This is a genomic window from Acinetobacter celticus, from assembly GCF_001707755.1.
GTDB lineage: Bacteria > Pseudomonadota > Gammaproteobacteria > Pseudomonadales > Moraxellaceae > Acinetobacter > Acinetobacter celticus.
Map to the genome: position 1 here is coordinate 592,109 of NZ_MBDL01000001.1, position 24,423 is coordinate 616,531.

The 24,423-nt window shown below is 41.9% G+C and carries 22 protein-coding genes and 1 riboswitch; of the genes, 6 read left to right on the forward strand and 16 right to left on the reverse strand.

From position 1 onward, the window contains the following. Positions 1–183: 183 nt before the first annotated feature. The 6 genes from BBP83_RS02725 to BBP83_RS02750 all read right to left on the reverse strand — a co-directional run bounded on the left by BBP83_RS02725 (position 184) and on the right by BBP83_RS02750 (position 8,326). Positions 184–549, reverse strand: a complete 366-nt coding sequence (locus BBP83_RS02725; RefSeq protein WP_068885858.1) for a YkgJ family cysteine cluster protein — start codon at positions 547–549, stop codon at positions 184–186. An 85-nt stretch (positions 550–634) separates the two neighbouring features. Continuing rightward, complete coding sequence (locus BBP83_RS02730; protein ID WP_068885859.1) at positions 635–1,432, reverse strand: oxygen-binding di-iron domain-containing protein; 798 nt, start codon at positions 1,430–1,432, stop codon at positions 635–637. Positions 1,433–1,617: 185 nt separating this feature from the next. Next, complete coding sequence (locus tag BBP83_RS02735; RefSeq protein ID WP_068885860.1) at positions 1,618–2,196, reverse strand: TMEM165/GDT1 family protein; 579 nt, start codon at positions 2,194–2,196, stop codon at positions 1,618–1,620. Between the two features lie 51 nt (positions 2,197–2,247). Continuing rightward, a riboswitch (yybP-ykoY riboswitch) is annotated at positions 2,248–2,414 on the reverse strand. Between the two features lie 230 nt (positions 2,415–2,644). Continuing rightward, on the reverse strand, positions 2,645–4,603 hold the full coding sequence (locus tag BBP83_RS02740; protein ID WP_068885861.1) for a 2-oxo acid dehydrogenase subunit E2: 1,959 nt from the start codon (positions 4,601–4,603) through the stop codon (positions 2,645–2,647). Between the two features lie 2 nt (positions 4,604–4,605). Beyond that, positions 4,606–7,308 carry a pyruvate dehydrogenase (acetyl-transferring), homodimeric type gene (aceE, locus tag BBP83_RS02745; protein ID WP_068885862.1) on the reverse strand — a complete coding sequence of 901 codons (2,703 nt, stop codon included), beginning with the start codon at positions 7,306–7,308 and terminating at the stop codon, positions 4,606–4,608. A gap of 328 nt (positions 7,309–7,636) precedes the next feature. Further along, a complete protein-coding gene (locus tag BBP83_RS02750; RefSeq protein ID WP_068885863.1) occupies positions 7,637–8,326 on the reverse strand; it encodes a M23 family metallopeptidase in 690 nt (229 codons plus the stop codon). Between the two features lie 109 nt (positions 8,327–8,435). Here BBP83_RS02750 and BBP83_RS02755 point away from each other — a divergent pair, with 109 nt between their 5' ends. Beyond that, complete coding sequence (locus BBP83_RS02755) at positions 8,436–8,876, forward strand: DciA family protein (protein WP_068885864.1); 441 nt, start codon at positions 8,436–8,438, stop codon at positions 8,874–8,876. A 96-nt stretch (positions 8,877–8,972) separates the two neighbouring features. On the opposite strand, the gene lpxC is transcribed toward BBP83_RS02755, so the two are convergent. The 8 genes from lpxC to gshB all read right to left on the reverse strand — a co-directional run bounded on the left by lpxC (position 8,973) and on the right by gshB (position 18,323). After that, entirely contained in the window at positions 8,973–9,875 is a 903-nt protein-coding gene (gene lpxC, locus BBP83_RS02760) for a UDP-3-O-acyl-N-acetylglucosamine deacetylase (RefSeq protein ID WP_068885964.1), read from the reverse strand. A gap of 123 nt (positions 9,876–9,998) precedes the next feature. Further along, a complete protein-coding gene (gene ftsZ, locus BBP83_RS02765; protein ID WP_068885865.1) occupies positions 9,999–11,192 on the reverse strand; it encodes a cell division protein FtsZ in 1,194 nt (397 codons plus the stop codon). A 157-nt stretch (positions 11,193–11,349) separates the two neighbouring features. Continuing rightward, positions 11,350–12,612, reverse strand: a complete 1,263-nt coding sequence (ftsA, locus tag BBP83_RS02770; protein WP_068885866.1) for a cell division protein FtsA — start codon at positions 12,610–12,612, stop codon at positions 11,350–11,352. A 67-nt stretch (positions 12,613–12,679) separates the two neighbouring features. Continuing rightward, positions 12,680–13,534 (reverse strand): cell division protein FtsQ/DivIB, encoded by an 855-nt coding sequence (locus BBP83_RS02775; protein WP_068885867.1) that lies wholly within the window; start codon positions 13,532–13,534, stop codon positions 12,680–12,682. Positions 13,535–13,537: 3 nt separating this feature from the next. Continuing rightward, entirely contained in the window at positions 13,538–14,467 is a 930-nt protein-coding gene (locus tag BBP83_RS02780; RefSeq protein ID WP_068885868.1) for a D-alanine--D-alanine ligase, read from the reverse strand. A 60-nt stretch (positions 14,468–14,527) separates the two neighbouring features. Further along, positions 14,528–15,976 carry a UDP-N-acetylmuramate--L-alanine ligase gene (gene murC, locus BBP83_RS02785; RefSeq protein WP_068885869.1) on the reverse strand — a complete coding sequence of 483 codons (1,449 nt, stop codon included), beginning with the start codon at positions 15,974–15,976 and terminating at the stop codon, positions 14,528–14,530. Between the two features lie 12 nt (positions 15,977–15,988). After that, entirely contained in the window at positions 15,989–17,086 is a 1,098-nt protein-coding gene (gene murG / locus BBP83_RS02790) for an undecaprenyldiphospho-muramoylpentapeptide beta-N-acetylglucosaminyltransferase (RefSeq protein ID WP_068885870.1), read from the reverse strand. Positions 17,087–17,378: 292 nt separating this feature from the next. Further along, positions 17,379–18,323, reverse strand: a complete 945-nt coding sequence (gshB, locus tag BBP83_RS02795) for a glutathione synthase (RefSeq protein ID WP_068885871.1) — start codon at positions 18,321–18,323, stop codon at positions 17,379–17,381. A gap of 114 nt (positions 18,324–18,437) precedes the next feature. Between gshB and BBP83_RS02800 the strand changes: the two genes are divergently transcribed. Then, entirely contained in the window at positions 18,438–18,635 is a 198-nt protein-coding gene (locus BBP83_RS02800) for a DUF3565 domain-containing protein (protein WP_068885872.1), read from the forward strand. A 185-nt stretch (positions 18,636–18,820) separates the two neighbouring features. Beyond that, the gene (locus BBP83_RS02805; protein WP_068885873.1) at positions 18,821–19,960 is read left to right on the forward strand and encodes a catalase family protein; all 1,140 of its coding nucleotides are present in this window, start codon (positions 18,821–18,823) and stop codon (positions 19,958–19,960) included. A gap of 412 nt (positions 19,961–20,372) precedes the next feature. On the opposite strand, the gene pyrE is transcribed toward BBP83_RS02805, so the two are convergent. Beyond that, a complete protein-coding gene (gene pyrE / locus BBP83_RS02810) occupies positions 20,373–21,023 on the reverse strand; it encodes an orotate phosphoribosyltransferase (protein WP_068885874.1) in 651 nt (216 codons plus the stop codon). A 39-nt stretch (positions 21,024–21,062) separates the two neighbouring features. Between pyrE and BBP83_RS02815 the strand changes: the two genes are divergently transcribed. Beyond that, positions 21,063–21,881, forward strand: a complete 819-nt coding sequence (locus BBP83_RS02815) for an exodeoxyribonuclease III (RefSeq protein WP_068885875.1) — start codon at positions 21,063–21,065, stop codon at positions 21,879–21,881. 578 nt (positions 21,882–22,459) lie between these two features. Further along, entirely contained in the window at positions 22,460–22,813 is a 354-nt protein-coding gene (locus BBP83_RS02820) for a Spx/MgsR family RNA polymerase-binding regulatory protein (protein ID WP_068885876.1), read from the forward strand. A gap of 98 nt (positions 22,814–22,911) precedes the next feature. Here BBP83_RS02820 and BBP83_RS02825 read toward each other — a convergent pair whose 3' ends face one another. Beyond that, the gene (locus BBP83_RS02825; protein WP_068885877.1) at positions 22,912–23,349 is read right to left on the reverse strand and encodes a DUF2147 domain-containing protein; all 438 of its coding nucleotides are present in this window, start codon (positions 23,347–23,349) and stop codon (positions 22,912–22,914) included. Positions 23,350–23,505: 156 nt separating this feature from the next. Between BBP83_RS02825 and BBP83_RS02830 the strand changes: the two genes are divergently transcribed. Further along, entirely contained in the window at positions 23,506–24,417 is a 912-nt protein-coding gene (locus tag BBP83_RS02830) for an alpha/beta hydrolase (RefSeq protein ID WP_068885878.1), read from the forward strand. The last annotated feature ends 6 nt before the right edge of the window (positions 24,418–24,423 follow it).

Here is a 24,423-nt window from a genome sequence, read left to right on the forward strand (position 1 = left end):
ACAAATCTAAGTCAAAATTTCATTGCAATTACAAAATATATTTTTATATTTTTTAAAATAAAGAGATACAACGGCGTAACTGAAGTTGAAATCGGCTGATTGACCCGCATACGGTCTCTTTGGCCGATAAAATAGCTCATTCCTTTTGGGAAAAAGGCAGAGCCTAAACTCTACCTTTACTGATTAACACACTTGGTCAAAATTCTCATCATTCGTAGATGGGCCTACATCCAATTGCACAAAAGGAATCATATTGTGTGCATGTCGCGCTTTGTTGCATTGATCATCTGCAATTTGGACTTCTTTGCAAGATGAGCTACGTTGCTCATACATACCACAGCTCACCTGTTGCCCAATCGTCCCTTCTAGCACAATACAACGAGGGTTGGCTTGGTTGGTTCCAACCATACATGAATACACTGGAGTCACAGGTTCAGTATAGCGCTCTGGCATATGAATGCCTTCCGCCCAATAAAATGAGACTCTAAAAAAGGCGCAACATGCGCCGCAGCTTAAACATGCATCTTCTGTTGGAACTTGAGACAACATTCTTAGTTTTCTCGTTATCTAAACTAGTTTTTGAACGAAAATATTAAAAAAAATTGTAATCTCAAACAAGGTTTTTTTCAGTTAATTAAGTGGGGAAAGTAAATACACCTTCATCCATCAAATCCGTGCCACATTCTAAAGTTTCAATCCAATCTAAAAATTGGTTGATGTGCTCTTTACCAATAAAGGGTGTGCCATGCTGTGGCACAATCATTTCAACATCCATGCTACGCACCATGTTGACCCATAAGCGAATAATTTTGTTATTACACATATAACGCTGATGGAACGCTTTCATTTTAGGGATATGTGCTGCAAAATTCTCTAAGGGTTTCGATGCATCCTCAACCATTGATGCCCCCATATCACCAGAAAATAAAATCTTTGCAATCGGGTCATAAAATTGAAAATTACCCACAGAATGTAAAAAATGCGCAGGTACTGCAATAATTTTACTTTCCCCCAAGTGAATCACTTGGCCATGATCTGGCAATTCCACCAAACGATCGAGCCAGTTGCCTTTCATCCGGTCACTCATAAACGCTGAGTTTAAATGTGGCAGAAAGCGCGCCCATAATTTAGATGCAACCACTTTGGCTTCGGTATACACCAACCAACGTGGCATAGAAGTAATAATGTCGGGGTCTTGATGTGATGCCATCACATAATCAAGGTTGGTCAGTCGCGTGTACTTATTCAGCTCCATGGTCAGAGGCACGTAGGTCAAGTCGCCTCCTGGATCTAACACCGCAGCTCGATTATTATCGATAATCAAAAATTGGTTGGCTTGAACACCTTCACCCTTTACTAAACTGGTAAAGCTGATGCATTTATGAATGCCATTATCGAATAAAACCTGCGACGTCGTGCGGTCAAATGCCATACCTATTCCCCAGAAATTCTGTTTTTCTTAAAAGACTTTTATTACCCTACAACATATATGGATTTACACAAACTTACAATGAATTTAAGACAAATATCATTAGAAATATCAATTAATTGTAAAACAATTGACATAAAAAAACCTGAGCAAAATACTCAGGTTTTAGTCAAAATTCTGTTTTTATTTTAGAATAAATAATGTTGTGCCAATGCCGCTAAGCCAATCACTAAAAAGACCAGTGCACCAATTTTATGAATGAGGGAAATAGGGAGTTTTTCTGCCAATTTATTACCAATAAACACCGCAGGGGCATTAACCAGCATAATACCCAAAGTTGTACCCAAAGTTACCCAGCCAATACTGTCAAAACGCGCAGCCAATGCCACTGTCGCAATTTGGGTTTTATCACCAATTTCGGCCAAAAAGAATAAAACAAAGGTTGCACTAAAGACCCCATATTTTTGCCATTTATTGATACTTTCAGACTCATCGCCCAACTCATCGGGAATGAGCATCCAGACAGCCATTGCAATAAAGCCCAAAGAAACAATCCATAACAGTACAATTGGACTCAGTACCGTAGTAATCCACTGACCCAATACAGCAGATACACCGTGATTGACCAGTGTGGCAAGGAAGATAGCAATTAAAATAGGAACAGGCTTACGAAATTTAGCCGCCAGAAGTAATGCAAGAAGCTGAGTTTTATCGCCCATTTCAGATAAGGCAACAACTGCTAAAGAAATCAGAAAAGCTGAAAGCATGATGTGTTTCTCTGGCTAGCAAATAAATACCAATGACTCACCGCTCCTGCTAGCCAAATCTGCAGAGTGGTAAATCAAAGGTCTTGCCAACAAAAGAAAACTTTTTAAGAAAAGCTCACTTGGTTTTTTGCTATGATGACCATGCTCTGTTGAGCAAATATGTTGACCATCACCTGTTTACTGTGCGTAAACAGCGGCTACTCCCCAATGAAGTGTAGTCATTTTAAGGGCATTATGAAAATAAAGCAAACACCTTGAACTAAGCTAAAAAAGATATAACAAACAGTATTTTGAATAGCGAAACCTGAAAAACTTTATTCGTCGTGTTCTGCAAAGAAAAGACCGCACAACATTCTATTGAAATCAATATTGGTCTCAGTAGCCCCCATAAAACAATAAACCCTGCCAAAGCAGGGTTTATTTCATAGTCAAAGATAATGCGATGCCATTAGATTAATAATGAACGAATATCTTTCAACAATTTGGTTAATTTATTGGTAAAACGCGCAGCATCTGCCCCGTTAATCACACGGTGGTCATAAGACAATGACAATGGAAGCATCAGTTTCGGATCAAAACCTTCGCCATTCCAAACCGGTTGCATGGTTGCTGGTGAAATACCCAAAATTGCCACTTGAGGCCAGTTGACCAATGGAGTAAACGCTGTACCACCAATAGAACCCAAACTCGTAATGGTAAAGTTTGCGCCTTGAAGATCTTTCGGAGACAGTTTTTTGTCACGGGCTTTTTGACCCAGTACACCCAGCTCAACTGCAATTTGCTTAATTGATTTTTGGTCAGGGTGACGTAATACCGGTACGGTCAAGCCATCTGGGGTTGCCACTGCAATGCCCATATGAATTTCATTCCGTAACAAGACTGACTTACCGTCATCGGCCAAGTGCCCTGAAAAATCACGTTCTTCTTTCAGTAGATGCGCCACCGCTTTAATAATGAATGCCATAATGGTCAGGCTAATGCCCTCTTTCTTAAAGTTGCCTTTAAGATCATTACGCCATGCTTCAAGCTCAGAAATATCTGCCACATCAAACTGGGTCACTTGTGGAATAAAGTTATTTAAAGATAATTGTGGAATTGACACTTGCTGTAAACGTGTCAGCACTTTCTCTTCTACGCCACCAAATGCGCTGAAATCAGGCAGTTTTGGCAAACCAGAAACCTGAGCAACAGCTTGAGCGACTGGAGCAACCTGAGGCGCGGTCAAACGCATTTTTACATAAGCAACCAAGTCTTCTTTCATCAGACGTTCATGTGGGCCAGAAGCGCTTACTTCAGACAGTACCACGCCCAATTCTCGCGCCAATTTACGGACAGCTGGGCCTGCATAGACCTTCGCATTTGCATCATTTTGCGCTTTGGTCAGCTTATCCGCGCCCTGTGAAGCAACAACTTCAATTGCTTTACTTGCAGATGCCATCGGTGCAGGTTGCGCCTTCACACTGGCTTTCGGTGCTTCTGTTGGGACAGGAGCCACAACTGGTGCAGATGATTGACCTTCAATAGTTACTAAAGCAATGCCTTCGCTAACGCTTTGTCCAAGCTGAACATGAATGGCTTTAATCACGCCTGCTGCTGTGCTTGGTACTTCTACAGTCGCTTTATCTGACTCAACAACCACAATACTTTGGTCTTTTTCAACCGTGTCGCCCACTTGTACTAAAATTTCTGCAACCGTGGCTTTGTCTACACCCAAATCAGGCACAGCAATCTCAATTACACCGGTTTGTACAGCAACAGTCGCTTGAGGAGCAATTTCAGTTTTTACTGGTGCTGATGCAGATACGGCCCCAGCTTTGGGTGCTTCTACGACTGGTGCTGTAGTTGCAGTTTTGACTTTCAGAATCACCACACCTTCTTTAACGCTATCACCGGCCTGAATTTCAATCGCTTCAATAGTTCCAGCCACAGGACTAGGCACTTCAACAGATGCTTTGTCCGACTCAAGCAAGACCAAACTGTCATCGACCGCGACCACATCGCCAACATTCACTAAAATTTCAGCAACGATCGCTTTTTCAACACCAATGTCTGGCACTTGTACATCGACCACTTGTGAAGCCGTTACAGGAGTAGCTTGTGCTACCTCTACTTTTGTTGCAACAGGGGCAGATTTCTCTTCCACTTTAGGTGTTGCAACCACAGCTGGTGCTTCAGTTTGACCTTCTGCTTCAAGTTCGATTAAAACCGCACCTTCGGCAACATCTTCACCCAAATTAACTAAAATACTTTTAACCACGCCTGCCGAAGTGCTAGGCACTTCAACAGAGGCTTTATCGGACTCGAGCAATACAATACTGTCATCTACCGCAATGGTATCGCCAACTTTGACTAAAATTTCAGCCACTGTTGCTTTATCTACACCAATATCTGGAGTCGTAATTTGCATGATTAGTTCTCCTCTTTGTAGTCAGCAACTGGATGAAGTTCTGGATGCGTTTGTGGCAACCAAGCCACTGGACGGTCTGTATCCAACTCGAAGCTAGAGATGGCATCTTTCACCAAACGTGCATCGACTTCGCCTTCATCTGCTAATTTTTTCAAGGTCGCAACCACAATGTGCGCGGCATCGACACCAAAGTAGCTACGTAAATTACCACGAGTATCTGAACGACCATAACCGTCTGTACCAAGTGCAACAAATGGGCGATTGTCTGGAAGGTAACCACGAATCTGTTCGCTATAAGCACGCATATGGTCTGTTGCCGAAACAACAATACCTTCTTTACCAATAAGTTGCTGTGCAACCCATGATTGCTTGGCATTTTCTGTCAGTGGATGTAAGCGGTTATATTCTTCACACGCCATACCATCACGTGCCAACTCATTGAAGCTGGTCACACTCCAAACGTTAGAATGAATTTGATATTCATCACGTAAAATTTGTCCTGCTTTAATGACTTCACGAAGAATCACACCTGAACCCATCAACTGAACAGTGGCTTTTTCATCTTCTTGTAGCAAGTACATCCCACGTTTAATACCTTCCTCAGCGCCTTGTGGCATTTCAGGATGCTCGTAGTTTTCGTTCATCACGGTTAAGTAGTAGAACACACGCTCTTGATTAACATACATACGTTGTAAACCGTCATGTACAATCACCGCGAGTTCATAACCAAAACATGGGTCATACGAAATACAGTTTGGAATGGTGTTGGCAAGAATGTGCGAGTGACCGTCTTGATGTTGTAAACCTTCACCATTGAGCGTAGTACGACCTGCGGTTGCGCCTAACAAGAAACCTTGCGCCTGTGCATCGCCTGCTGCCCATGCAATGTCACCAATACGTTGGAAACCAAACATCGAGTAGTACATGTACATTGGAATCATTGGCAAGTTATTGGTTGAATAACTGGTTGCCAACGCTGCCCATGCACTCATCGCACCAGCTTCGTTAATCCCTTCTTGTAACATGTGACCGTCTTTTGCTTCACGGTAATGCATCAATTGTTCTTGGTCTTCAGGGGTATATTTTTGACCATGCGCAGCATAAATACCCAACTGACGGAACATCCCTTCTAAACCGAAAGTACGTGCTTCATCAGGAACAATCGGCACAACGCGGTCTTTAATGGCTTTTTCTTTCAACAATGCTGAAATTAAGCGCACCATTACCATAGTCGTAGATTGCTCTTTACCGCCACTGCCTTTCAACACGGCATCAAATACAGACAACTCAGGAATAGCCAGTTGTTCACTTTCTTTACGACGTGCAGGTAAGTAACCACCCAGCGCTTCACGGCGTGCTTTCATGTATTTCATTTCAGGCGAGTTTTCGCTTGGACGATAGAAAGGTACTTCTTCTAATTGCTCATCGTTAAATGGCAAGTTGAAACGATCACGCACATATTTTAATGATTCAATCTGCATCTTTTTAATTTGATGCGTTTTGTTCACCGCTTCAATTTCTTCAGATAAACCATAACCTTTAACTGTTTTCGCAAGAATTACCGTAGGCTGACCATTGGCTGTGCTTGCTGCCGCATAAGCTGCAAAAACTTTGTATGGGTCATGACCACCACGGTTTAGATTATCAATATCTTCATCGCTTAAATCTTTTATCAGTTCCGCAGCTTCAGGATACTTACCAAAGAACTTCTCACGTGTATATGCGCCACCTTTCACTTGATAACGTTGGAAATCGCCATCAACGGCTTCTTCCATAATCGCTTGTAACGCGCCAGTTTCATCTTTATCTAGTAGCGGATCCCAATGACGACCCCAAACCACTTTAATCACACGCCAGCCTGCACCACGGAATAATGATTCAAGTTCTTGAATAATCTTACCGTTACCACGTACAGGGCCGTCTAGACGCTGTAAGTTACAGTTCACCACCCAAATCAGGTTATCTAGCTTTTCACGACCTGCCAGTGAAATTGCGCCTAAACTTTCTGGCTCATCCATCTCACCATCGCCCAAATAAGCCCAAACTTTACGGTCTTCTTCTTTAATCAAACGACGGTTCATCAAATACTTTTGAATATGTGCTTGATAAATTGACATGATTGGACCTAGGCCCATAGATACCGTTGGGAACTGCCAATAGTCTGGCATTAAATACGGATGTGGGTAACTTGGAAGACCAATACCGCCGACTTCACGACGGAAATTATTTAAATGCTCTTCAGTCAAACGCCCTTCAAGGAATGAACGCGCATAAATACCTGGTGCACAGTGACCTTGATAATAGATCATGTCGCCACCAAAGTGGTCGCTATTGGCACGGAAGAAATGGTTGAAACCAACATCATATAACGTTGCAGAAGATGCAAAGCTGGCCAAGTGACCACCTAAATCATCGCCTGTTCTATTGGCACGAAGCACCATCGCCAAAGCATTCCAACGAATCAACGCACGAATACGACGTTCCATATCTGGGTCGCCCGGCATTGCAGGTTGTTCTTCAACAGAAATTGTATTGTTGTAAGGAGTATTTAGACGCTGAATAGGAACATGCTTAGCAATTGCGCGCTGATAAAGTTTTTCAAGCAAAAACGCAGCTCGCTCTGTTCCCATATGCTGTAAAACTGAATCAAATGCTTCTTGCCATTCTTGGGTTTCTTGCGCATCTGTATCGCTGTAGAACGCCATGTTTCACCTATCCTATGTGCCTAATTTTATACTTATATATGTATCATATTTTCTGCAAGCTCGGTTATGGTCACAGATGAATACGACAATGGATCATTATTTAGTAAATAAATAGCTATTGACCATTTACCACACAAAAGTACAAAAATAGCGAATAATGTTTAAATATTCATCAAAAATTATTCTATAGAATGATAGAGCGAGAGGTGTAGTACTGAAATGTAAAAAACCAAGGCAAGAGCTAAACTCTCACAATGGTTTTTTCAAAGAAACAATTTTATATTTTTATGAGGCTATGCAGAATACAAGGTTTTAATATTTTAGATGCTTAAGGCAACATTGCTAAATAGGTCGATGGATTTTTACGTTGACCGTCTTTCACCACTTCATAATGTAAATGTGGGCCAGTGCAACGACCTGTACAGCCAACATTGGCAATTTGCTCGCCCGCCTGAACGCTGTCACCCACACGGGCAATTAAGCGCGACGCATGTGCATAGCGAGTTAAATAACCATTACCATGATTAATTTCGACATATTGGCCATAACCTGTACCCCAACCCGATTTGGTCACAATACCAGGACCTGTCGCATAAATAGGCGTACCACTCGGTGCTGACATATCCAAACCTGAATGGTTTTCGGCACGGCCACCCATGGTACGACCACCAAAGTCTGAGCTCACACGCTTCAAATTTGGCAGTGGATGTGTAATTAACCAAGAATAAGGGTTAGCAGAAGATGTAGAATATTGAGTTGTGCTACCTGAACCGTATTTTTTTGCAAGTGAGGCGTTGTTGAGTTCAACAGTCTTCTCACGCAATTTCACATTCAATTTCGTTTCGGCAGGAATATCCATGTCATTGGATTCAGAATAAGCACCTTGAGCTAAAGTGCGGGTCAATTGCTCAATACGGTCAGATGAACCATCCTGATTCAACTCAACCAAGTCCGCGAAAGCAACTGATGCTGCTGAAGCAGCAAGTGAAAATGCCAATAAAATACGGCGCAAATGCATAAAAAACCTCATCAAAACTGTTCTTAATCGAATTCCTTGAGTGATCTCTTCCTTGATATTCACTAAAAGAAGCGCATAAGATTAAAACATAAACATGAAGGAATGATGTATGTCAGAACCAATGAACGTCTTTCAACAAACAAGAAAACACTTAAAAACAGGAAACTTGTCGTTTCTCTCTGCACAAGTTGTGGCTTGGCAGAAGCTTACGAAACTTATTCAACCTATATTGCCCCAACCAGAGCAATGGCAAGTCGTTTGTTATCAAAATGGTGTACTCATGCTAACTGGCGAAAATCAAGCGCTGGTGAGCCAGCTGGCTTATCTTCAAAAGCAATACATTGCCCAACTTTCACAATTACATGAATTGAAAGAACTAAACAAGATCCAAGTTCGTTTAAGAGTTTCCTATCAAACACCTTCGGCTCCTGAAGAGCTTTCTAGATCACTTAGTTCAGAAACACAGGATATGTTACGCAATGCTGCTGACTTTGTGAGCGACCCCAAGCTTAGCCAAGCCATGATGCGTTTGGCAAGCAAAAAAAAGTAACTGTGGGTTCAACAGAATTTTTAGATTGATTATTTTTGTGACGAATCTATCATTTTATTTTGTTATATTATAACACAACAACCAAAAGACAATGACTTATGTCACACTGACATAAGAAATTGGACATGAATCTATGTCATCAAATGTTACAATTTCGTAGCTACTTGGATCACTTTTAACATTGCGTAGTAACTGATTATTTAAGGCATGACCCGATTTAAATGCATCATATTTGGCAATAATCTGGTGACCCAGTAAATATAAGTCGCCCACCGCATCTAATATTTTGTGACGAACAAACTCATCGGCAAAACGTAAACCTTCTTCATTGACCACACCCGTATCATCTAATCCAACCGCATTATCTAAACTCGCTCCCAAAGCTAAATTATTCGATTTTAAATAATCTAAATCTTTCATAAAGCCAAAAGTACGTGCTTCACTGACTTCATAAACAAAAGTTTCTGTAGAGAAATCAATAGAAGCGGACTGATCTTCTTTTTTAAATGCAGGATGATCAAAATCAATGGTAAAGTTGAGCTGAAAGCCTTGATGTGGGCTAAATGTAGCCTTTTTATCATCAATTAAAGCTTCAACTGGTTTTAAAATCTTAATGAATTTTTTCGGAGCATTTTGCTCAGCAAGACCGCCTTGCATCAATAAATAAATAAATGGCCCAGCACTGCCGTCCATAATGGGAACTTCTGAGGCGGATACTTCAATAATTAAATTATCGATTCCTAAACCTGCAATCGCACTCATAATGTGCTCAATAGTTCCCACCTTGGCATTTTCTTGCACCAGATTGGAACACATAAAAGCTTCTTGAATCAGCATCGCATCCGCAGGAATATCCACGTGTGGATCCAAGTCAATACGACGAAACACAATCCCCCCATCTGCATGATGCGGCACAAAGTTAATCATGACTTTTTGCCCACTATGAAGACCAATTCCGCTCGCTTTCACGATACGTTGTAGGGTACGCTGTTTCAACATGCTTTCGTTCATCAGTATATAAAACCATTATACGTTAGCATATTTAGCTATTGATAAAAAACAAAAAAGGCGACATTGCTGTCACCTTTTTATATTATTTATTTGAAAATCAAAAGATTTTGATTATTTACGTTGCTGGTTTTTCAAATAATCTTGAATACTCATTGGCGTAGGACGAGAATTTGAAACAGACGCTGTTGTCGGCGCTGGCATCCCTGTTGTACCATCAGCCTGCTGACGTTGAATTGCAGGAACATCATCTTCATCGACAGTTGTTGGTGTACTTTGCTGACGAATCGTCTGCGCAGTTGGGCGTTTCACTGGTTCTACAGAGTCTGCAGAATTACGCGTTAAGCCTGTTGCAATCACGGTCACGCTAATTTCATCTCGTGCATCTGGATCGAACACTGTACCGTAGAAAACTTGGCCTTCATCTAGATCAACAATTTGATTCACAACATCGGTAATTTCTTCAATTTCACCGAAAGTTACGTCATCACCACCTGTTACGTTAATTAGAATCCCCTTGGCATTCATAATGGTGACGTTATCAAGCAATGGACTGCGAATGGCCTGTTCAGCTGCCTGACGCGCACGGTTTTCACCACGACCAGACCCCGCACCCATCATGGCATAACCACGTGTGCTCATTGCGGTTTTTAAGTCCGCAAAGTCAAGGTTAATATGACCTGGGCGAACCACTAAATCAAAGATACTGCGTACAGCATTCAATAAAACATCGTCTGCTTTTTTATACGCATCTTTCATTGAAATATCGCGGAATACTTTCAGCAAACGTTGGTTCGGAATAATAATTAACGAGTCCACATGCGCTTCTAAAGCTTCAATGCCTTTTTCTGCAGATTGCTGGCGACGCTTGCCTTCAAAATTAAAAGGTGTAGTCACCACGCCAACCGTTAAAATACCCATTTCTTTGGCAATTTCAGCAACCACAGGTGCTGCACCCGTACCCGTACCGCCACCCATACCTGCAGTGACAAACACCATGTCTGTACCTTCAAGATGTTGGCGAATCAGTTCGCGACTTTCTTCGGCAGCCGATTGTCCTACTTGAGGATTGGCACCTGCACCTAAGCCACGGGTACCTTGCTCACCCAACTGGATTTTAAACTGTGCATTCATGCGGTCTAAGGCTTGTTTGTCTGTATTTGCACAAACAAATTTTACGCCTTGAATATCTGACTCGAGCATATGCTGTACAGCATTACCACCTGCGCCGCCTACACCGAATACAGTGAAACGGGCTTGACCGATGCTATCGCTCTGATCATCTTCTAAAAATTCAAATGAGGCCATGCCTGTAAAATTCCTAATCCTAATCGGCAGTCACTTCAGCCCGTATACTGCCTTGATCTTAATAAAATTGTTTTTTAGAATGCTGTCCAAGCCCGAGCTTGTCAAGTCCAAGCAAAATTCCGTACAACTTCCCAACAATATTCCCAAAAAATTCCACTTAAAAGATGGATTTTAGTGTCTCATTAAAGCCAGACCATGCGCGCTTAACACGTTGCACCAACGACAATCGCTCTGGATCATCCTGTTCGACAATGGTGTCTTGCGTATCGCCCTGACTAAACATCAGCAAACCTGCAGCTGTCGCATATTGCGAACGACGTAATGCTGCCTGATTTTGTTCTTCTGCAAAAACTTCTACTGGTGGATTACCCAAATGTGCAGAAACACCTAAAGTCTTCCGAGCAAAGCTCACCATGCCTTCAATCTGGCAAGCATCGCCAGTTAAAACCACACCATGATACAGACCATGAATTGCACCATTACGTTCAAGCACTTCACGCACCATGCCAAATATTTCGTCATAACGCGCAATAATAATTTCAGTGAGCTCAATCCGACTCATGGTTTGTGGACCATCAATCCCTTGAAACTGAATCATATGATCAGGTTTTACAACTTTTAAATCGACACAACCATATAATAATTTAATTCGTTCAGCTTCTTCAGTGGTCGTTTGCAAAACTGCGGCAATATCACGAGTAACATGCTCACCACCGCGTTGCAAGGTATGTGTCATGGCTAAACGACCATCTAAATATACCGCAACATTGGTTGTACCAGCACCAATATCGACCAAACATACACCATATTCACGTTCATCTTTCAGCAGACTGGCTTCAGCTGTTGCCAAACTTGAGATGACCATCCGTTCAACACCAATATTGGCGCCTTTTAATGCACGGTCAATATTTTGCATGGTGCTAATCGGTAACATCATTAAATGATAATGCCCCGTCATACTCTGCGCAGACATACGAATAGGATTTAACACCCACTCTGGTGCATCATCCAATTCAAAACCAAGGGGCACAGCACTGACTAAATAATGGTCAGAAGTTAAATGACTGGCTTTTGCCAGCTCTAATGCACGCACCACTTCATTGGTTGTAATAGTATGCTCTGTATTTTCTACAGGCGTGCGACCAGAAGCATAAAAGCTTTTTAATTCTGCGCTTGGAATCGAAATCCAGGCGGAATGCACACGGCACTCAGCCATATCTTCAGCTTCCTGTACTGCATTTTTAATGGCAGTAATCACCTTATCGAGACTGACAATTTTCCCTTTATTCATGCCTCGATTACGAGCGGTAGCCATGCCGATTACTTGGATATTATCTGGCGCATGTACCTTACCAATCAAAACTGAAACTTTATGTGTCCCAATGTCAATCGCAACAACCGAGGGAACAGCTTCATTCATTATTTACTACTACCATTCACTGTTCGTTTAATTTATGGCTCGAAGCCTCTAGGTGTATAGCCAAACATTATGGCTTTACAGTGCTTCCATCTGCAATGCTTGTGTCATTAATCGTTACAACAAAATGACCATTTACTATTTTAGGTGCTGTGGAATTTTTCCATTGAATTGCCAAACCATTTCGATAGCGCAAATCTATTGCTGAAATATTAGACCATACTGGTTTTAAATCGCTATTTGCCAGATGACTCAAGCGTTGAAGTTTACTCATGGTTTGATCTTGATCGACAATAATTCGTAGACCTGAGTCAAACTGCATAAACCAAGTCATGCGCTCTGTTAAATATAATTCTTTTAATCGAACGCCAACTGGAAGGAATAACTGATTAATTTCGTTGTATCGGCGCATCATCATTTTAGAATGACTGACAGGCCCATGCAGTAGCGGTAAATTTTGATAATTCCGAGGTGTCACTTCTGTGAACACATCGCCGCTATCACTTAGCAATCGCCCTGTTCCCCAACGTGCAATTGCATTACGAGGCATCACGCGCACACGAATGGCATTTGGCCAAGCACGAGATACAACCACGCGATCAACCCAAGACATTTCTAGAGCACGATCACGTATGGTTTTTAAATCTGAGGTGAAATAATTTGCTGTCACTGTCGGTGCGACATGCGTCGATACTTGTCTGCGCTCTGCATCTGAACGAGTGCCCACCACATCCAAAGTCGCAATTTGTGCATCCGTCATCACCCGATAAAGGCCAAACAACCCCACTGCCAAAACAATGACAGCAACCAGTAGCAAAAGCCAGCCACCCGCATTTGCAAGCTTCTCCTTTCGTGTCGGAAGCTTGTCATGGATTGAAGTCACTGCAGCTCGCTTACGCCGCATAGAGGCAGGGAGTTGAGCCATATCTTAGTGAGCCACACCATTTAGAGTCTGTTCTAAAATTGCTAGACACAGATCATCAAAACTATACCCCACTGCATTGGCAGCTTTAGGCACCAAAGAATGACTGGTCATGCCTGGCACTGTATTTACTTCCAGCAACCAGAAATTCCCCTGCTCATCTTGCATGGCATCAATACGTCCCCAACCGCTAGCGCCCACTGCCTGAAAAGCACGCAAACACAACTCTTGCAGTTGTTTTTCAACGTCTGTCGCTAAACCAGAAGGAATGCCGTATTCCACATCATTCCGATTGTATTTGGCTTCATAGTCATAAAATGCGACATCTGCAGGTGGTTGTAAACGAATCACAGGTAAAGGCTGACCATTCAAAAATGAAATAGTATATTCACGACCTGTAATCCACTGTTCAGCCATCACCACAGCATCATGCAAAGTTGCTTTTTCAACAGCACCTGCCAAATCTTCGGCTTTTTCAACCTTACTCATGCCGACACTTGAGCCTTCATGGACAGGTTTAATAATCAAAGGCAGACCAAGACTGGCAATCACTTCATCTAAATTCGTATCTTTGGCAATAATGCGATATGGCGCAGTTGGAAGTTCAGAACCTTGCCAAATTTGCTTGGTTTTGACTTTATCCATACCAATGGCAGAGCCTTGAACGCCTGTCCCTGTGTAGGGAATATTCAGCCATTCTAAAGCGCCTTGAATTTGGCCATCCTCTCCACCACGACCATGCAAAACAATGAATGCACGATCATAACCAACCAGTTCCGTTACACTGCGTTCCTGCGGGTCAAATCCTTCTGCATTTACCCCTGAGCGGACTAATGCTTCAAGTACCGCTTTACCGCTATCTAGAGAAACCTCTCGCTCAGCAGATTTACCACCAAGCAACACGGCAACTTTGCCGAACTTTGAAGCATTTGACACGTTTATATCCTTAAACTTTAAAACTGGTCGATCAATCTAATTTCACATCAAAAATGATGCTTATTTTAAATATAAGTTGTTCTGAGCAAGCTCAGTAGAGATAGCACCCACATTACCTGCGCCTTGTGTTAATAACAAGTCACCCGGCTGTAACACTTTTTTCATGACGTTCTGAAGATTGCCTTCTACAGGATCAATCAAAATCGGTTCAACTTCGCCACGCAATCGAATACTACGCGCTAAAGCACGACTGTCTGCACCAACAATGGGTTTCTCTCCCGCAGAATAAACTTCCAACAAGAGCAATTGATCGACTTGTGACAATACGTCAACAAAATCGTCAAAACAGTCACGGGTACGACTAAAACGGTGAGGTTGGAACATCATCACAAGGCGACGATCTGGATGACTTGCTCGAGCCGCTTTAATGGTTGCTTCCACTTCTTTGGGATGGTGACCATAATCGTCGACCAACTTCACATCACCATGTTCCAGCGCATATTGACCCTGCACCTGAAAACGACGACCGACACCACTAAAACCTTCTAATGCACGTGCAATAGCGGCATCTGAAACGCCTTCATCTGTTGCAATACCAATAGCAGCCAAAGCATTTAAAATATTGTGTGCACCTGGCATGTTAATGGTTAAATTTAATGGTTCGCGGTCTTTACGCAATACCGTAAAGTGCGACTGCATACCATCTTGTTTAACATCAATGGCACGAATATCGTTATCTTCATTAAAACCATAGGTCAGTAATGGACGGCCAATACGGGGCATAATTTCACGAATATTCGCATCATCGCCACAAACGACGGCCAAACCATAAAATGGTAGTTTTTGTAAGAATTGTATAAAAGTATCTTTTAAAACATCAAAGCTACCGCCATAGGTATCCATATGGTCGGCATCAATATTGGTGACAATGGCAGCCATTGGCTGTAAATGTAAGAAAGTTGCATCAGACTCATCCGCCTCTGCAACAATATAGCGACTCGCACCTAAAGCGGCATTCACGCCAGTACGGTTCAGCAACCCCCCAATCACATAAGTTGGATCTAAATTTTCTTCTGCCAACATGCACGTGATTAAACTGGTGGTCGTGGTTTTACCATGTGTTCCTGCCACAGCAATACCATGACGGTAACGCATGAGCTCGCCCAACATTTCTGCACGACGTACCACTGGAATACGGGTATCAATTGCAGTTTTAATTTCGGGATTTTCAGCATCAATAGCAGTAGACACCACCAAAACATTGGCACCCTGAATATTTTCAGAACGATGCCCGATATGAACTTTAATGCCATTTTCTTCAAGCTGAGCGGTAGTTTTAGACGCTTTAATGTCCGAACCCGACACTTTGTAGCCTTGGTTCTTTAAGACTTCCGCAATACCGCACATACCCGCACCGCCAATCCCCACAAAATGAATGTGTTTGATACGGCGCATTTCAGGCACTTTAATTAACTTTTTCGCTTGATCAGCAGGCGTTGAAAGAGACATAGATTACTCGGTTTACAATTCTTGAATTAAACGAACCACGTGCTGTGTGGCATCTGGTTGTGCCTGTCGACGTGCCTTCACTGCCATTTCTTGCAATAACTGGCGGTTCATAAGAGGCATCAACAGTGTAGATAAACTTTCTGGTGTCATTTCCGCTTGCGGACAAATTTTCGCAGCATTGATATTTGCCAAGAATTTAGCATTGGCCGTTTGGTGGTCATCGACGGCAGATGGTAATGGAACAAACACGGCAGCCAGACCTGCTGTCGCAATTTCTGTAACCGTTAACGCGCCTGCCCGACAAATAATTAGGTCAGCATCTGAATAAGCCTTCGCCATATCATCAATAAACGGCGACACTTCAACTTGAAGACCATCCGAAGCATCGGCATAGCGTGCTTGCGTCGCTTCTGTATTGTCTTGACCACATTGATGAAACACATGCAACGGTACATTCAATTGCTTTAATGCTTCCGGCACACATTCATTCAGCGCACGCGCACCCAATGAACCACCCACAATTAAAATACGCAGGGGTTGACCCGCTTTTTCCCGCTCTTGGTAACGCCAAGATGGATTTAAAATTTCAGTAATTTCTTTACGTACAGGGTTACCCGTTGTAACTACTTTTTGTTGCGCAGGGAAAGTCTGCGGAAATGCCTCACAAACCACTGTGGCGACACGTGACAATTGGGTATTGGTAAAACCAGCAATGGCATTCTGTTCATGAATAATGACAGGAATACCAAGCGTACGCGCAGCCAAACCACCAGGCCCTGCAACATAACCGCCAAACCCGACTACAGCCTCAACTTTCAATTGTTTCATATAGCGCATAGCGCTAAGAGTGGCTTTCAAAATTTTAAATGGCGCCAATACTTTGCGTAAAATACCGTTACCACGTACACCTTGAATATCGATTTGATAAATTGGAATATTATGGTTTTTAAGCAAACGATTTTCCATGCCTGTCGGTGTTGCCAACCAAGACACTTCAATTCCTTTTTGCTGTAATTCTTTTGCTACGGCCAACGCTGGGAAAACATGTCCACCCGTACCTGCGGCCATCATCATTACACGTTTAGGCTGTTTTTGCTGTGCATCAGTCACGGTCTAATTCTTCAATTTAAATAAGGCTAGTGAAACTTCTTTTATAAGCAGACAATTGTAATCACAAACGCATTGCCGTGAAAGTTTAATTACTTTTTTTCACTGGTCGCATCATTGTTTTTTTCTGCAGAAACTGGAGTTTAAACTAGTTTTATTATGAATCGGGCTAAATTGTCAAAATTTATACATTTTGAAACCTTAAAACCAGAAAATTTATTTTTTTTGCTCACTGGCTGAGTTTTTTCAAATGATAAAAAAGAGCTGATTCAGCCCTTTTTTTATCTGTTACCTATTAGGCTTGATAACCGGCTTCCAGCACATCAAATAAATCATCGGCAATTGATGTGCCAAATTGTGCATCAATTTCCCGTATACACGTTGGGCTAGTCACATTAATTTCAGTCACATAATGACCAATGACATCTAACCCCACAAAAACCAAACCTTTTTCACGTAGGAATGGGCCCACTTTGGCTGCAATGGCTTTATCATTTTCAGTCAGAGGACGGGCTTCACCCAAGCCACCGGCCGCCAAGTTACCACGGACTTCGCCATTTTGTGGAATACGTGCAAGACAATAGGGAACAGGTTCGCCATTGATCATTAAAATGCGTTTGTCACCTTCAACAATTTCTGGAATATAGCGCTGTGCCATAATCGGTTGCGTCCCATTATTGGTCAGCATTTCAATCGTAGAGCCGATGTTGATACCATCTTGATAGAGGCGGAAAATGCCTGTACCGCCCATCCCATCCAATGGTTTGACAATCACATCCACTTGCTCTTTCAGAAATTCACGAATCAAACTGTCTTGTGAGGTCACTAAAGTCGGCACTTGTAGCTCTGGAAACTGTGTCGCAAATAATTTTTCGTTGCAATCGCGCAGGCTTTGCGGTTTGTTAATAATCCATGCGCCTTCACGTTCTGCCTGTTCCAAAATATAGGTGGTGTAAACGAAATTCATATCAAATGGTGGGTCTTTTCGCATCAATACCACGTCATAACTGGCGATTGATTCTTTATTTTTTTCGCCCAGCTCATAGTAATGGTTCGAGTCTTCAAAAACTTTGAGCGGTGAAATCAGACCAAAAGCTTTGCCTTGGTCTATATATAAATCTTGCTGTAATGCATAACCCAATTCATGACCGCGACGAGATGCAGCCCACAGCATTGCCATAGAGCTATCTTTTTTTAGATTGACACTTTCGATGGGATCCATCACAACAAGTACGCGCATATTTTCGCTCTTTTAAAAATGATCTGTTTGGGAGTATAACGGAGATTATTCTTTTTGTTTTTCTGAATTTCGCTAAAGCTTTACCGGTTCTCTTAACTTGAATGAGGCTTCTTTATGCAACAAGCCATAATTGGGTTTCATTTAGATGATGAAAACCATTGGGTCGCTGACCTTGCCTGCGGACACGGGCAACATGTTCGGCATAATCCACCTTGGCAAAACCGCCCTTGGGTGATGACTGAGCAAGGGCGTACAGAAAAATTAGGCGTACGATTAGAGTGCAAGAAATGTGAAGAACATGGCCTGATATAAAATGATTTATATGAGCGGGCATCTTTTTTAAATTTTCATGAAATTACCCGCTATTTCAAAAAATGAACAAGGAATGAAAAACATCACAGATCGTCTAATGATGATGTGTATTGAAGAATACGTTTAAGCGCTATCACCTCATCAAAACTAAAATGGATGCACGCCTTCGGGCAAGGAGACAATCAATGCCGAACCTAATACGGCCTATGTGCCTAAACCCGCTACTCCAGACGCTCATGGCGATTAGTGTTTGCACGGTGGTACATGCCAATACGCCACCTATCGCACTAAAGACAACAAATAATATCGTGTATCCCAGTGTTGACCATGATCTAGGTGAACGACTTCCCCCCAATGAAGCCATCAAAGCTACAGAAATTGCCGACATCATTGAAGCGTCCATTCGGAAACAATATGCCACCAGCCTCGCCCTACGGGATGCGCACCCTAAAGCACATGGCTGTGTCCGTGCAGAATTCAAGATCAATGAAACACTGCCTAAAAATTTGGCTCAAGGGGTCTTTGTTCCTGGAAAAACCTATCAAGCATGGATTCGTTTCTCGAATGCATCTCGTGACGCGACACAGGCAGACATCAAAAGCGATGCCCGAGGCATGGCCATCAAATTATTAGATGTGCCTGGGAAAAAGCTTTTGGCAGATGCACCCGCGACACAAGATTTCATAATGATTAATCATCCGGTTTTTTTTGTGAATGATCCAGATCGATATATCTCGTTCATGCAGGATATCAATAGCGATGGATTTTTAAAAAAACTTCATCTTCCTTTTGCCTTAGGGATGAAAGGCACTTGGATTGCCTTCAATTCCAAGAGCAAAATTTCAAATCCACTGCAAACACGATATTGGTCGATGGTGCCTTATCAGTTAGGGGTAGGCACTGAGCGTCAGGCCGTTAAATACTCTGCCCGTGCCTGTTCAACGATTACAACGCCTATGCCACATGCGCCTCATCCTAATTTTTTAAGAGAAACCATGCAAAGTGATTTGCAAAAAGCGGATGCCTGTATGGAATTTTTAGTACAGCCCAGAACATCAAACGCAATGTCTATTGAAGACTCCATGACTGAATGGAAAGAAGGCCAAGCGCCTTTCTACAAGGTGGCAACTATTCGTATTCCGCAACAAATTTTTGATACGCCTGATCAAAATAAATTTTGTGAAAATCTTTCGTTTACCCCTTGGCATGCACAGCTAGAACATAAACCGCTTGGTGCAATCAACCGTATGCGCAAAGTTATTTATGACCGTATCAGTCAAGTCAGACATGAAATGAATTCTATCCATCGATCAGAACCGTATTAATGTTCATTGCTCTTCATCTTCATACATAAAAAAACCCCGACATCCTGTCGGGGTTTTTCGTATTTGATGCTTCGGTATAACTCCTGTCGTACCTTACTCATCCTTGTGCTGATCTTTATTGTTATTCTGCTGGAGCATCCTGCTCTCTATGTCCCCATCATAAGCAATTACAACAAGGTGGCATAGATGCAAAGCGCTTGAATCCATGTACGCCACAGCGTACAAAGTCGCTTAAATTCCATCCCACGGTTTATCCGCAAAAATACGGGATCATTTAAGCAGTGGATAAGTCGATCACATGGCTCCTTTACTTATTCACATTCCACGCTTTTCATTCCTTACACTCAACAGTTCTGCTTGGGCCTAAACTAAAAAAGGAAGCTTACGCTTCCTTTTTTAAATCTAAAAAATATTAGATGCCGTATTTCACACGATAATCTTCCATTTTTGCCAAAGCTTCTGTTTCACCTTTGGCTTCTAAAAAGTCCATCAAATCTTTCATGGTAATTAAAGCATGCACTGGTATTTCTAATTCTTGTTGCACTTCTTGAATTGCAGACAAGCTTCCTTGTCCCTTTTCTTGACGATCTAATGCAACCAAAACACCTGCTATTTGTGCGCCTGCATTTTTTAAAATAGTCACAACTTCACGAATGGCCGTACCTGCCGTAATCACATCATCAATAATCCAAACTTTTTTGCCTTCAACCGATGCGCCAACCAAAACGCCACCTTCACCATGGTCTTTGGCTTCTTTACGGTTGAACCCCCAAGGCACGCTCACACCATGGTTTTGTGACAAAGCCACTGCCGTTGCAGCTACAAATGGAATCCCTTTATAAGCTGGGCCAAAAACCACTTCAACGTGATCGCACTGAGTTAATTTGTCTGCATAGCCCGAAGCCAATAATGACAATGCCTCACCATCGTTGAGCAAGCCTGCATTAAAAAAATAAGGACTCACACGGCCCGATTTTAAAGTAAACTCACCAAATTTAAGCACACCACGTGATAATGCGAGTTCGATAAAAGCCTGAGGGTTAAATGCCGCTTGCGTTGTCATGGGGTGCTCCATTTTTTAAAGTTGAGGTTAAACCTGAGCATGATACCAAAGACTAGCTATCCAAGTGATCAAAAAATTCTAAGAGTGGTTTCAATTAACGTCAATGGTTTACGTTCTTCTGTGACCAAAGGCTTGCTTGAATGGCTGGAACAGTCCGATGCAGATGTGGTTTGCATGCAAGAAAGTCGTATTACACATACCCAATGGACAGATAAATTCAAACCTGAAGGCTGGTATACCCATCTCTTTCCCGCAGAACGTCCAGGCTATGCAGGTACAGCCATTTACAGCCGCTTACCCTTTGTTTCTGTCAAAGACGGTTTGGGCTTTGAACTGGCGGATTCTCAAGGTCGCTTTATCAGTGCCGAATTTGACTTAGGTTTAGAACAGAATGTGCACATTTGTTCACTCTATTTACCTTCTGGTTCATCTGGTGACGAAGCGCAAGCACGCAAAGACCACTTTTTAGATCAATATAAGCAAATATTAAAACAATGGCGCGAAGAAAATAAATCAGTCATTGTCTGTGGCGACTACAATATTGTGCATAAACGCATTGATATTAAAAACTGGTCGGGCAACCAAAAATCGTCTGGTTGTTTACCGCATGAACGCGCATGGCTTGATCATATTTATGATGATTTGGGTTATGTCGATACGTTCCGTGAGGTACGCCAAGAAGCTGAACTGTATTCATGGTGGTCAAACCGCGGTCAAGCGCGCGCGAAGAATGTTGGCTGGCGCATTGACTATCAAGCGTGTTCACCAGACTGGAAAGCCCGTACTGTCAATGCTTGGGTGTATAAAGAGACCTGGTTTAGCGACCATGCACCTGTCATTATTGACTATAAATTATAAGAAAATTGCTTATTGAGTGAACAATCGTTCACTTAATTAACGACAATTTCTTACAATACATGGCGTTTTTGTAGATTTATCTCAAATCCAATGTAGCGCATTATGTTTCCACGGCACAGGGACATGTCAGGATGACATAAAAGGATAGGACGCCGTAGGAAGAAAACGGGAACAAACTAAAAGATTTAGCTTGTTTCTCAAGGATGTGACATTGGACGTTATACTGAGACCCGCATGATCAGGATGATTAAATGCGGGTTTTCTCTTTTTCTAAATCGTTATTTTTATAAAAAATAAAGTGGCACAGCTTTTTTTATTTTCTACTGTTCTTTTTATATTTTAATACTGTGCATATTTTGTGCTTTATTTATTTTTTTGATTAAATGATCTTTAATTTTATTCTGCAATTTTTCTTCAACTGCTGTTCTTTAAGCTCACTAAGCAGACTTCATGTCTATTTCGTGACAGTAAGATGATGAAAGTATTAAAACCTGTCGATACCAACCATAGAGCTTTCCGACATTTTTCGTTAACCTATTGCACATTGTCCCATTTCAATATCATTCAGGATTTATCTTATGCTTAAAATTTACGGTATTAAAAACTGTAGCACCATGAAAAAAGCTTTCGACTTGCTGAATGAATTAGGCTTGGTATATGAATTTCATGATTATAAAAAACAAGGTATTGATGCCAAAACGGTTAAAACATGGTTAGACAGCAAAGGCCAAGACGTTATTTTGAATAAAAAAGGCACAACCTGGAAAAAACTCAGTGAAAACGAACAGCAAACGGCTCTTTCCAGTGAAGAACACCTGATTGAAACACTCACGACACACAGCAGTATGATCAAGCGCCCCGTCTTACAAACAGCACAAGGGTTAATTGTTGGCTTTGATGAAAATGCTTATCGCACATTAAAATCTGCTTAATTAGCAGATAATTTCAAAATATTAATATGAAAAAGCCCGACATCGGTCAGGCTTTTTTATTCAAAGTCTATTTAACGCGTTCGCCACATCCAATAAACTTAGTTAGCACGAATCCACGTTTGGTTACGGCCTAGCGCAGCAAAACCAATAAAGCCACGTAGTTCAAGCTTTTTACCGCCCTCAACAATATTACCTTTAAGTTTATAAGTTTTACCTGATTGCGGATCTAGAATCGTACCGCTGTCATAGTGAGTATCGCCCGCACTTTTCAAACCACTTACAATGCGTAAGCCTTTTAAAGATTTGTTGTGATACGGCCCTTCACATTTGGTACAGGCATTTTCTTCGCCCTTGGTTAAAATTTGTTGAATACTTGCTGTCAATGTGCCATTTTTTTGTTCAGTGAATTTAACGATGGCTTTTGGCTGATTGGTTTTATCATCAATTGTCTTCCACGATGTGCCATTTAAAGGGTCTGCGGCATTTGCCAACGCAGTTAATCCCAGCAATCCTAATGCTAATGCAATTTTTTTCATTTTTGTTTATTTCCCTAGTCTGGTATAGACAGTTTACAGTATTAAAAACTCACAACAAATTTGCAATTTTTGAATGTGACCATTTAGTGTAACCTTGTAACTTGTGTTGGTAAATAAGCAAATACACACTAAAAAACAGAAAAAGATGGAAGCAGTATGAAGATATCACCACTGACAAAACAATTAATTACAGAACATTTTTTGAAAACTGCCGTGCGTGCACCGAGCCAGTTTAATTTACCTCCTAACACCTTACGTTTTGCCCTAGAGCAACTGTGTCGTGCAATTCCTAAAAACCCTGATATTCAGATTCGTCCTTTACGCCTAGCAGGTCTACGGGCAGAAGAACTCAAACCACAACAAAAATCAACACAGTTGATTTTACATATTCATGGCGGTGCCTTTTTTTTGGGTTCGATGAAGACTCATCGTGGTTTTTTGACCCAAGTGGCAGCCCGTACTCAAATGCAGGTCTTACATTTAGATTATCCACTGTCACCTGAACATCCATACCCCGAAGCACTAGATGCTTTATTTGATGTGTACTGCCAGTTATTAGATCAAGGAATTCAAGCCAAAGATATTATTTTATCGGGAGATTCTTGTGGCGCAAACTTAGCCTTGGCCTTGGCACTGCGAATTAAAAAAGAACTCTTACCGCAAGTCAGTGGCCTCATTTTAATGTCGCCTTTTCTCGACCTAACGCTTAGCAGTGAATCTTTACGTTATAACCGTAAGCATGATGCATTGCTCAGTATTGAAGCACTGGAGACTGGGATTGATTATTACGTACCGAAATCGGTCGATCGTGCAGATCCTGAAGTATCACCATTTTTTGCTGATTTATCTGGCCTACCCCCTATTCATCTACAAGTCGGTTCGAAAGAAATTTTGCTCGATGATGCACAGCGCTTTAAAGACAAAGCAGCAGAAGCAAAACTTCATGTTGAATTTAAGATTTATACGGGCATGTGGCATAACTTTCAAATGTTCAGCACATGGTTTGAAGAAGGTCGGCGCGCACTTGCCGATTTATCTGATTTTGCTCATCGTTTAGATCAAGACTAAGCTCAA

Bases quoted from the DNA above. Each gene is read 5' to 3' on its own strand.
- BBP83_RS02725 (WP_068885858.1), bottom strand. From the start codon at position 549: ATGTTGTCTCAAGTTCCAACAGAAGATGCATGTTTAAGCTGCGGCGCA.
- BBP83_RS02730 (WP_068885859.1), bottom strand. From the start codon at position 1,432: ATGGCATTTGACCGCACGACGTCGCAGGTTTTATTCGATAATGGCATT.
- BBP83_RS02735 (WP_068885860.1), bottom strand. From the start codon at position 2,196: ATGCTTTCAGCTTTTCTGATTTCTTTAGCAGTTGTTGCCTTATCTGAA.
- BBP83_RS02740 (WP_068885861.1), bottom strand. From the start codon at position 4,603: ATGCAAATTACGACTCCAGATATTGGTGTAGATAAAGCAACAGTGGCT.
- aceE (WP_068885862.1), bottom strand. From the start codon at position 7,308: ATGGCGTTCTACAGCGATACAGATGCGCAAGAAACCCAAGAATGGCAA.
- BBP83_RS02750 (WP_068885863.1), bottom strand. From the start codon at position 8,326: ATGCATTTGCGCCGTATTTTATTGGCATTTTCACTTGCTGCTTCAGCA.
- BBP83_RS02755 (WP_068885864.1), top strand. From the start codon at position 8,436: ATGTCAGAACCAATGAACGTCTTTCAACAAACAAGAAAACACTTAAAA.
- lpxC (WP_068885964.1), bottom strand. From the start codon at position 9,875: ATGTTGAAACAGCGTACCCTACAACGTATCGTGAAAGCGAGCGGAATT.
- ftsZ (WP_068885865.1), bottom strand. From the start codon at position 11,192: ATGGCCTCATTTGAATTTTTAGAAGATGATCAGAGCGATAGCATCGGT.
- ftsA (WP_068885866.1), bottom strand. From the start codon at position 12,612: ATGAATGAAGCTGTTCCCTCGGTTGTTGCGATTGACATTGGGACACAT.
- BBP83_RS02775 (WP_068885867.1), bottom strand. From the start codon at position 13,534: ATGGCTCAACTCCCTGCCTCTATGCGGCGTAAGCGAGCTGCAGTGACT.
- murC (WP_068885869.1), bottom strand. From the start codon at position 15,976: ATGTCTCTTTCAACGCCTGCTGATCAAGCGAAAAAGTTAATTAAAGTG.
- gshB (WP_068885871.1), bottom strand. From the start codon at position 18,323: ATGCGCGTACTTGTTGTGATGGATCCCATCGAAAGTGTCAATCTAAAA.
- BBP83_RS02800 (WP_068885872.1), top strand. From the start codon at position 18,438: ATGCAACAAGCCATAATTGGGTTTCATTTAGATGATGAAAACCATTGG.
- BBP83_RS02805 (WP_068885873.1), top strand. From the start codon at position 18,821: ATGCCGAACCTAATACGGCCTATGTGCCTAAACCCGCTACTCCAGACG.
- pyrE (WP_068885874.1), bottom strand. From the start codon at position 21,023: ATGACAACGCAAGCGGCATTTAACCCTCAGGCTTTTATCGAACTCGCA.
- BBP83_RS02815 (WP_068885875.1), top strand. From the start codon at position 21,063: ATGATACCAAAGACTAGCTATCCAAGTGATCAAAAAATTCTAAGAGTG.
- BBP83_RS02820 (WP_068885876.1), top strand. From the start codon at position 22,460: ATGCTTAAAATTTACGGTATTAAAAACTGTAGCACCATGAAAAAAGCT.
- BBP83_RS02825 (WP_068885877.1), bottom strand. From the start codon at position 23,349: ATGAAAAAAATTGCATTAGCATTAGGATTGCTGGGATTAACTGCGTTG.
- BBP83_RS02830 (WP_068885878.1), top strand. From the start codon at position 23,506: ATGAAGATATCACCACTGACAAAACAATTAATTACAGAACATTTTTTG.